12 protein-coding genes and 2 pseudogenes are annotated in these 8,101 nt (G+C 46.9%); 6 read left to right on the top strand and 8 right to left on the bottom strand.

What is annotated here, in order from left to right; translation table 11 throughout:
* The 3 genes and pseudogenes from QUA97_RS27585 to QUA97_RS27575 all read right to left on the bottom strand — a co-directional run.
* A pseudogene (locus tag QUA97_RS27585) lies at positions 1-185 on the bottom strand (cation:proton antiporter); the annotation flags it as partial.
* A gap of 9 nt (positions 186-194) precedes the next feature.
* A complete protein-coding gene (locus QUA97_RS27580) occupies positions 195-530 on the bottom strand; it encodes an NADH-quinone oxidoreductase subunit K (protein ID WP_194009618.1) in 336 nt (111 codons plus the stop codon).
* Positions 531-715: 185 nt separating this feature from the next.
* The gene (locus QUA97_RS27575) at positions 716-1,225 is read right to left on the bottom strand and encodes a Uma2 family endonuclease (protein WP_333197471.1); all 510 of its coding nucleotides are present in this window, start codon (positions 1,223-1,225) and stop codon (positions 716-718) included.
* Between QUA97_RS27575 and QUA97_RS27570 the strand changes: the two genes are divergently transcribed.
* Positions 1,202-1,405 carry a hypothetical protein gene (locus tag QUA97_RS27570; protein WP_194068527.1) on the top strand — a complete coding sequence of 68 codons (204 nt, stop codon included), beginning with the start codon at positions 1,202-1,204 and terminating at the stop codon, positions 1,403-1,405. The genes QUA97_RS27575 and QUA97_RS27570 overlap by 24 nt on opposite strands.
* 24 nt (positions 1,406-1,429) lie before the next feature.
* Here QUA97_RS27570 and QUA97_RS28425 read toward each other — a convergent pair.
* Together QUA97_RS28425 and QUA97_RS27565 are read right to left on the bottom strand one after the other, a co-directional pair.
* A pseudogene (locus QUA97_RS28425) lies at positions 1,430-1,597 on the bottom strand (nucleotidyltransferase family protein); the annotation flags it as partial.
* A gap of 78 nt (positions 1,598-1,675) precedes the next feature.
* Entirely contained in the window at positions 1,676-2,302 is a 627-nt protein-coding gene (locus QUA97_RS27565; RefSeq protein WP_333197463.1) for a TMEM175 family protein, read from the bottom strand.
* Positions 2,303-2,515: 213 nt separating this feature from the next.
* On the opposite strand from QUA97_RS27565, the gene QUA97_RS27560 reads away from it, so the two are divergent.
* Together QUA97_RS27560 and QUA97_RS27555 are read left to right on the top strand one after the other, a co-directional pair.
* Entirely contained in the window at positions 2,516-2,647 is a 132-nt protein-coding gene (locus QUA97_RS27560; protein WP_333197460.1) for a hypothetical protein, read from the top strand.
* A 39-nt stretch (positions 2,648-2,686) separates the two neighbouring features.
* Entirely contained in the window at positions 2,687-2,866 is a 180-nt protein-coding gene (locus QUA97_RS27555; RefSeq protein WP_194068523.1) for a hypothetical protein, read from the top strand.
* A 76-nt stretch (positions 2,867-2,942) separates the two neighbouring features.
* Here QUA97_RS27555 and QUA97_RS27550 read toward each other — a convergent pair whose 3' ends face one another.
* Both QUA97_RS27550 and QUA97_RS27545 read right to left on the bottom strand, forming a co-directional pair.
* Complete coding sequence (locus QUA97_RS27550) at positions 2,943-3,227, bottom strand: hypothetical protein (protein WP_194068521.1); 285 nt, start codon at positions 3,225-3,227, stop codon at positions 2,943-2,945.
* A 93-nt stretch (positions 3,228-3,320) separates the two neighbouring features.
* On the bottom strand, positions 3,321-4,028 hold the full coding sequence (locus QUA97_RS27545; RefSeq protein ID WP_228050109.1) for a hypothetical protein: 708 nt from the start codon (positions 4,026-4,028) through the stop codon (positions 3,321-3,323).
* 4 nt (positions 4,029-4,032) lie between these two features.
* Here QUA97_RS27545 and QUA97_RS27540 point away from each other — a divergent pair, with 4 nt between their 5' ends.
* Positions 4,033-4,182, top strand: coding sequence for a hypothetical protein (locus tag QUA97_RS27540; protein ID WP_194009615.1), 150 nt, complete (start codon positions 4,033-4,035; stop codon positions 4,180-4,182).
* A gap of 145 nt (positions 4,183-4,327) precedes the next feature.
* Entirely contained in the window at positions 4,328-6,250 is a 1,923-nt protein-coding gene (locus QUA97_RS27535) for an ABC-F family ATP-binding cassette domain-containing protein (RefSeq protein ID WP_333197454.1), read from the top strand.
* Between the two features lie 60 nt (positions 6,251-6,310).
* On the opposite strand, the gene QUA97_RS27530 is transcribed toward QUA97_RS27535, so the two are convergent.
* Positions 6,311-6,553: a type II toxin-antitoxin system PemK/MazF family toxin gene (locus tag QUA97_RS27530; protein ID WP_194068515.1), complete on the bottom strand. Its 243-nt coding sequence runs from the start codon at positions 6,551-6,553 to the stop codon at positions 6,311-6,313.
* A gap of 244 nt (positions 6,554-6,797) precedes the next feature.
* Here QUA97_RS27530 and QUA97_RS27525 point away from each other — a divergent pair, with 244 nt between their 5' ends.
* Positions 6,798-8,021: a hypothetical protein gene (locus tag QUA97_RS27525; protein WP_194068513.1), complete on the top strand. Its 1,224-nt coding sequence runs from the start codon at positions 6,798-6,800 to the stop codon at positions 8,019-8,021.
* The last annotated feature ends 80 nt before the right edge of the window (positions 8,022-8,101 follow it).

The raw sequence follows: 8,101 nt of genomic DNA, 5'->3' as shown, positions 1-8,101 counted from the left end.
TCGACACCGAAATTATCTAGTAACTGTAGTTTAACGGGTGACTTTTCCAGAAATAGCAGCAGCGCGTAGCCAGCCGAAACAAAGGTGATGCCCAAGGCGAGATATTTGTCAAGCTTTGGGATGAGAGCAATCACGAACCCAATAAAAAATGGTAGTGTCAGCCAAGCGATCGTCAGGATATTCATTGATGGGTTTTAAGGCGTGTTATTTTTTTCAATCTCGCTGGTTTCCAACGTGGGATTGTCTCGTGCTAGCTTCATCACACCCACCAGCATCAGGGCTTGAATTGAAAAGCCGATGACGATCGCCGTTAAGATGATCCCCTGGGGGACTGGATCGGCGTAAGCTCTATTTTTGACTTCTCCCATAATTGGGGTATACAAGCCATTGAGGGATGCAATCACGACATAATAGGCAATTACACCGGTACTCATCACGTCCATAGAGACGATTTTCATTACCAGGTTCTTTTTGAGGATGATACCAAAAAATCCGCACAGTATGGTGGCAAATACGAAGGCTTCTAACACAGAAGTTTTTGTGGCTTAAGGTTTGGCGATCATCATACATTATTTAGGTCTACTAATGGGAAAAGCGTGTTAAATTGGAGTAGCGATTACAATCAGGGCGATCGCGCTGGTGATGCAGCGAAAGGGCGATCGCAATTTTTTATGTTGTCGTCAGACAGCGGGTGTTCTTTGTGTATCGCGATCGACTACCGCCCCAAACTCACACCGCGATATAGCTCCTCGATCGCCACATCAAGCTGTATACTCTGAAATATCGCTCTATCTGCCGCACCATAAACTACCGTTTCCCAACGTTCCCCGTTCTCATCTTGCACCTGACGGCGACACTCTACCCGCATCTCATCCTGGGAGATTAAAACATATTCTTCCAAGGATTTAGGCTGTTGATAATCTGAAAACTTATCGCTACAATCGAAGTTTTTAGTGGAAGGGGATAGCACTTCGGCAATTAATTTAGGATAGCGCTTCACATAACGATCGTTGCGATCGCGCGGATCGCAGGTGACAAAGGCATCTGGATAGTAGAAAAACGCATCGGCATAATTCACCTTGACATCACCGGAAAAAAACTGACAGTCGCCATCACGCAGGTGAAGATTAATTGCGGTTAAAAGATTAATACTGAGACGGCTATGATTATCGCTACTTCGGGCCATTGCGTAGACTAAACCATGCCGATATTCATATCGGATGATATTATCGCGTTCGAGGGAAAGGTAATCTTGGGGGCTAAATCCAGACGGAATCGCAATTATGATGTGGGAGAGAAAATCAATAGTTTAATTGTAGCGAGTTGGGTTTCTGAAACTGCTGACAATGGATTTAATGGTACAGCCAGTTGTTCGGGCGCTGACGCTCGCGACTATTTGACATAGATAGTTTGAGCGGTAGAGAGAATTTCAAAGGCGGCGAATCCAGTTGGAACTGCGCTCGATCGCCTGTTTACTGATTAAATCAACTGGTCTGCTTAGCAGTGCTTCGAGTTCTTCCTGCATTTGGGCGCGATCGAGGGCTCTCCAGTTGGCTGTGGGGGCAAAAGCAACTAGGATATCGATGTCGCTTTCTGCATGAAAGTCGTCATTTGGTAATTAGTAATTGGTAATTGGTAAGACGAAGAATGAGCGTTAAACTCCCCCTAATATTCTTCACGAAGTCAGTATCTTCTCAATACGCCGATCGGGGATCAGCCACACGATCGCAACTAAAACATACAGCATGAAAGCAAACAACGAGTTCACAAAGGAAAGCAGGATTGCGGCAGCATAAATCACTACTGATACCTTACCCTTAAAGTCTCGCCCAAGTGCCATTGCCAGAGTAGAATCTTTACCGTGGTAAGAAATAAGGACACGAGTAAGAATGAAGTAAGCGATCGCAGCCAACAACAGCACAGTGCCATAAAGCGCAACTGGCCAGGCCGCGAAGTGGTTCTCGCCTGTCCAGGCAGTGACAAAGGGAATCAGTGACAACCAGAACAGCAGATGCAGATTAGCCCACAAGACATTACCATTGACGTGCCGAGTCGCCTGTAACAAGTGATGGTGGTTGTTCCAGTAGATACCCAGATAAATAAAACTGAGTACATAGCTCAGAAATACTGGAACTAGCGGACGCAGCGCAGCTAAATCAGCTTGATGGGGCACTTTCAATTCGAGCACCATAATGGTGATGAGGATGGCGATTACACCGTCGCTGAACGCTTCTAACCTGCCTTTACCCATTTTTGCATATCCTCCTTTTCTGCTTGCGCTGGCGATCGCTTGTAATTCCAACAATAATTTAGCATAAGGTCGGTTGCAGTGATGTGTGGTACCTCGATCGGCGATCGTTTGCACTTACCCACAAAGCCCACCATTTTGCTTGCCTAATCTCGGCTAACAACAGATAATCTTAAGGGACTTTTCGCTCATCTGTTTAAGCAGTCGATCGGCACGACTTCTTATAAATACCCGATCGAGCAACGAGTAGAACGGGAGAAGCAGTTGTTGAAAGAAAAAGAGCGATCGATTAAGGAAGCGCGATCGCGGTTATTTGAGATAAATAGTTTGAGCAGTAGAGAGAATTTATTGACGGCGAATCCAGTTGGAACTGCGATCGATCGCCCGTTTAGTGATTAAATCGATCGCTCTTGTTGCTGGGCTGACTCACTCGCCCTCATGCTTCATACACCTCACTGCGATGGGCGATCGCGCCACAAAAAATACCTGCACGACTTCATCCTCGATCGAGTAAATGACTCTGCAGTCCCCAATTCCGTAGCGATAGTACCCTGCAAAATCTCCTTTGAGGGCTTTAATATTAGGGTGCGATCGGGGAGTTTATTCTATCTGTTCTAAACATCGGGCAATTTTCTTCGCTAGGGCTTTGTCAGCATTGACATAAACCTTTTGAGCATCAGAATACAGAAGAACTTCATACATCAGATCGAAGACTTTTCCAGTTTGTGTAATCAGTTTTAGGGGTTGCTTGATTTTGCTTAACTCGCTCTAGCAATCCAGAAATTGCCAAAAGTTCTTGAGTTGCAGCTTCGCTTTCAGCATTTGCTAAGTAAGCCGCAAAATCAGCAAGCACCTGTAATCGTTCCGGTGATAGTTGCTGGAGTAAGTCATTAAGCTGGCGGTGTAACTCTGTCACAGATATCAAATCTGCTGAGGAGCGATCGTTCATCTGGGAATTATCCGTGTTTTTTTTCCTCATTTTACCGCAGAGGATTTTTTTATCGATCCTAGTGGCGATCGCTATTTCAAGCAATTAATTTTTTATGTATTACAATATAAACTCAGTCTTATATTAATTTATTTCACCAACAACATAACGAATAACTGCCCCTTCATACTCAATTTTTACAGCAGATTGCCAGAGCATTTCTTCTGACCAGAAAGGCTCATAATAGTAAACTATCTCTAATGACAGGCAGGACAAATTCTCTGCGAGCATTGCTTCGGGCGATAAAGGTTCGTCGTATGATATATCGTTAGAAATATCTCTAGGCCAAGGAGGCGGAGGCTCACCTGTAATGTATTGATAGTCCTGATTGGTGAATTGTGTTTCTCTCCATTTCACTGCTCGACCGGAGAACAAATCTGTTGCGCCGATAAACTCACCTCCCTCGGAAAAAATTTCGATAAAGCTAGTATTGTTTTCCCAACCATCATCACACAAGCCTGCAACGAACAAAAAAAATGTGTCTTGTCCAGCAATCGGAATTTTTACCAGACATAATTCACTAATCGTCCACTGGGAATACCAGAAGTGACGCTCGAAAGCATCAGAAACAGCTTGAGGAATATTCTGCTGCGCTCTTTGGATTTCTACACAATCAAAACCTGAACTAACAAACTTTGCCAACAATTTAAGACTGGCAATTTTTTGATAAATTGGGCAAACGTCAGGGCATTTATTACAAACTACTGTCTCGTATAAAGTCACTTCAGGGTTCGCTTTCCAAAACTGCTCGTAAAACTGCCTGACGGCAAACTTTCTTTCATCTAAATCCATAACCATGACTATTTTTACTCTCCGATCGATCGAAAGACAGGCGCGGCGAAGATGGGATGAGAATTGGAAAAATGGGTGTGCGTGCGATCGCGTTGAGCGACTGCAATGGGCCCAGCGGAATTACGATCCGGTACAGCGCCCTATTATTCCCTGATAGTTTATTGAGAGAGTTTTGCTTGAAGAGCCTGAAATATTTGTTCTAGCTCAACCCTTGCTTCAAGTTGAAGTCGATATTACCACAAGTAAGCTTAAATCCCCATCAGCGCTAAACTAAGTTAGGTAAACGATCTTATATACTCATGACTATTTTTACTCTGCGATCGATCAAAAAAGACTTCGGCATCAAGGAACTCTTGACAGATGCCAGCTTCAGCCTCGATGAAGGCGATAAAGTCGGACTCATCGGCACCAACGGTTCCGGGAAATCCACCCTGCTGAAAATGATTGCCGGTATGGAGTCGATCGACGCGGGCGATCGCTGGGTCAATCCAGGGTCTACAATTGTCTATCTCCCGCAACAGCCCGATTTAGAGGAAAATCATACGGTTTTAGAGCAAGTATTTGCCGACAGCGGCGAACAAATGGCTTTAGTGCGCGAATACGAGGAAATTTCCGATCAATTGTCCCACGGCAAAGGCGATACAGACAAGTTAATGGCGCGTCTGTCTGCGGTGTCCGAACGCATCGATCAGGTGGATGCGTGGGATTTGGAAACTAAAGCTAAATTGATTTTGACTAAGTTGGGAATTGAGGATTTTCATGCGAAAATTGCCGATTTGTCCGGCGGCTACCGCAAGCGAATTGCCTTAGCAACGGCTTTGCTTTCCGAGCCCGATGTGTTGCTGATGGATGAACCGACAAACCACTTGGATGCGCTGTCTGTGGAGTGGTTGCAAAACTATTTGAACGGCTATCGCGGTGCTTTGCTGCTGATTACGCACGATCGCTATTTTCTCGATCGCGTTACCAATCGCATCCTGGAGATCGATCGCGGCGACCTTTACAATTATGCTGGAAATTACGCTTATTACTTGGAGAAAAAAGCCCTAGCTGAAGAATCCGCCGCCAGCACTCAGCGCAAATTTTCGGGAGTATTGCGGCGCGAGTTAGAATGGCTCAAAAAAGGGCCGAAGGCTCGCAGTACCAAGCAAAAAGCCCGGATAGATCGCATTAAAGATATGCGCGCAGAGGAATTCAAAACAGCCAACGGCAAAGTCGAAATTGCCACAGCGGGCCGCCGGATTGGTAAGAAGGTGATTGAGTTACTGCATATCAGTAAAGCTTACGGCGATCGCACTTTAATTAAAGATTTTACCTACAATTTCACTCCCGAAGACCGGATTGGAATTATTGGCTGCAACGGTGCGGGAAAATCGACATTGATGGATATCATCACCGGACGCATTCAGCCGGATTCTGGTACTGTCGAAATTGGCACAACCATTCATATCGGTTATTTCGACCAACATTCAGAGGATTTGACGCCGAACGAAGACCAGCGAGTTATTGAATACTTGAAAAGTGTAGCCGAGTTGGTGCAAACGGCGGATGGAGAAATCATTACCGCTTCTCAAATGTTGGAGAAGTTTCTGTTTCCGCCGAACCAACAGTATGCGCCGATTAACAAACTTTCCGGCGGGGAAAAGCGCCGATTATTTCTGTTGAAAGTGCTGATGAGTGCGCCCAACGTGCTGATTTTGGACGAACCGACAAACGACTTGGACGTGCAAACTCTGGCGGTTTTGGAGGATTATCTCGAAGATTTTAACGGCTGCGTGATTGTGGTGTCCCACGATCGCTATTTTCTCGATCGCACAATTGACATGGTTTTCGCCTTGGAACCAGGAGGCAATTTGCGCTTGTATCCCGGCAATTACTCGGTGTATTTGGACTATAAAAAAGCCGAAGAAGCCAAGGAAGTGCAAGAACAAAAAGAAAAAGAAAAACTTGCACGCACTGCAGCATCTAACAACTCAAAACCCAAAGCTGTTACTTCAAAATCCACCAAAGTTTCCTTTAATGATAAGCGGGAATACGAGCAGTTAGAGACTCAAATTCCGCAGTTGGAAGCTGAGAAAGCAGAGATTGAGAAGATTTTGTCTGACAATGCTCCGAGCGGGTTTGCTGAGGTGAAGAAATTATCCGATCGTTTGGCGAAATTGACTCAAGAGATCGATCGGGCGACGGAGCGCTGGTTGGAATTGGCGGAACTGGTGGGTTAATTTTGGGCAGTGCTACTATAGATACAAAACCGATCGCAATCCTTCGTCTGTTTGTGCTTGTCAAGATTCTGGTAGCACTCCCGCACGCTCCCCTAAAAACGTTTTGTCCGCAGTCAAAATTTGAGATAGATTAGCAACAGAATCTTTGGTCAAACCTGTAGCTTGACTTGGTAACAAGACATGATATCGTGTCCCCACGCGCAACCCGGTTCTTAGTGCGGACTTCACCGCACTACGAGCCTCTATCATCAAATTCAAGTTTTCTGTCAAAATCGGCGAATTACCGCTAAACGGGGTTGACAAATATGGTTAAAAGTGTATAAGCAGTCAGCTTTAGTAAGCTCGGTAGCAAAAAAGCGTCAAAAAGCCCAAAAGTAAGTACAACAAAAGTCGATCGGGCAAAGTAAATTGATTGACCACTAAAATATGGTGAGGTTAAGCTACAATTGACCTGTTCTGAGCAAAGAATTGGTCAACATCACAAGTATCTTGTAGAAGTCTGAACCAGACAATCTCAGGGTTGTCGAGCGGGAGCCAACAGAAAACTATGTCTCAAAAAGTAATCGCCAAACAGATGCCTTTGGAATCAACGTCAGATCCGATCGCCGTAGTGGCGACAGTCGAAAAAGTTCCAGCCGAAGCAGTGGCAGTTGAGTCCTATGCCGATCGGTTGATGGACGAACTGTTTGAAGGAGTCGATCGAGCCTGCGACGGCAGCGGCGGACTGCCAGCCGAGCCGACACGACCAGAATTCGTGGCGCTCAAATCGATCTCGGTACCTCAAATAGTTTTGTCGCAGTTGACACCCCAGTCTCCGCAAGCTAGCGAAAAAGACGTAGAAGCGCTCGCCCGCCAAGTCGCTCTAGAAACAACCAAAAAACAGCAGTCTAAACAATCCTTCGACAAAATCCTGCTGGGAGCAGCATTTGGATCGCTGCTCTTAGTCATGGGATTGTGGCTCGCCAGCAAGTCTGGACTGGTACGCTTGCCCGCCGCCGTCGCCCCCGCACCAGAAACGCCAACTGCAAGCGGCAAAACAACACCAGACACGAAGTTTGTAGAATACGCGCAGCGCTCGCTAGTATCAATCGAACAAAACAAAGCACCCCAGTCCAAATCGCAACTTGCCGGAGTTCCCGGAGCCGCCACACCAGGAACGCTGCCGAGCATTGCAATTTCCGGCGCGCCGCCACCAACCGCAGGTCTTTCGACAGCAGTCAACCGCATCGCTGATGCCCTAGAACAAGTCGCCGCCCAGCCGGGAGCACCCGCGCCCCAAGTCGTAGTCATCCCTCCCCCCGCTCAGGTGACGGTGGCTCCGGCTCCTCCGGCTCAGGTGACGGTGACTCAGGCTCCTCAAACCGTCGCAGGTTCTCCCTCGTCGGCTGCTTCAGTCTCGGGTAGGGCGATCGCAGCAGCCGGGAATCGAAGTCCCGTGGCCGCTTCCCAGTCGGAGGCTCCCCAGCCGAAGATTTTGGCTCGCGAAACCGAACCGGCACCAGCAGCAGGCCAATCTGCGCCGGCACCAGCAGCGAGGGAATCGGCACCAGCAGTCAGCAGCGCCTCGACTTCCGCGCACACGCTGGTGGGAATTTTGGAGTTGGGCGATCGATCTGCTGCTTTGTTTGAAGTAGACGGCGTAGCCCGCAGGATTTATGTGGGCGAAAGCATCGGCGCTAGCGGTTGGACTCTGGCAGAAATCAAAAATCAAGAAGCAGTGATTCGCAAGGGCGGAGATGTGCGATCGGTTTTTGTCGGTCAAAAGTTCTAATAGGTCATTAGTCATTAGTCATTAGTCATTAGTCATTAGTCATTAGTCATTAGTCATTAGTCATTAGTCATTAGTCATCA

Origin of the sequence: Microcoleus sp. CZ3-B2 (genome assembly GCF_036705055.1) — a bacterium.
In the GTDB taxonomy this organism is placed as follows: domain Bacteria; phylum Cyanobacteriota; class Cyanobacteriia; order Cyanobacteriales; family Microcoleaceae; genus Microcoleus.
The sequence above is the reverse complement of the archived record's forward strand: the minus strand, read 5'-3'. Positions and strand labels throughout refer to the sequence as shown.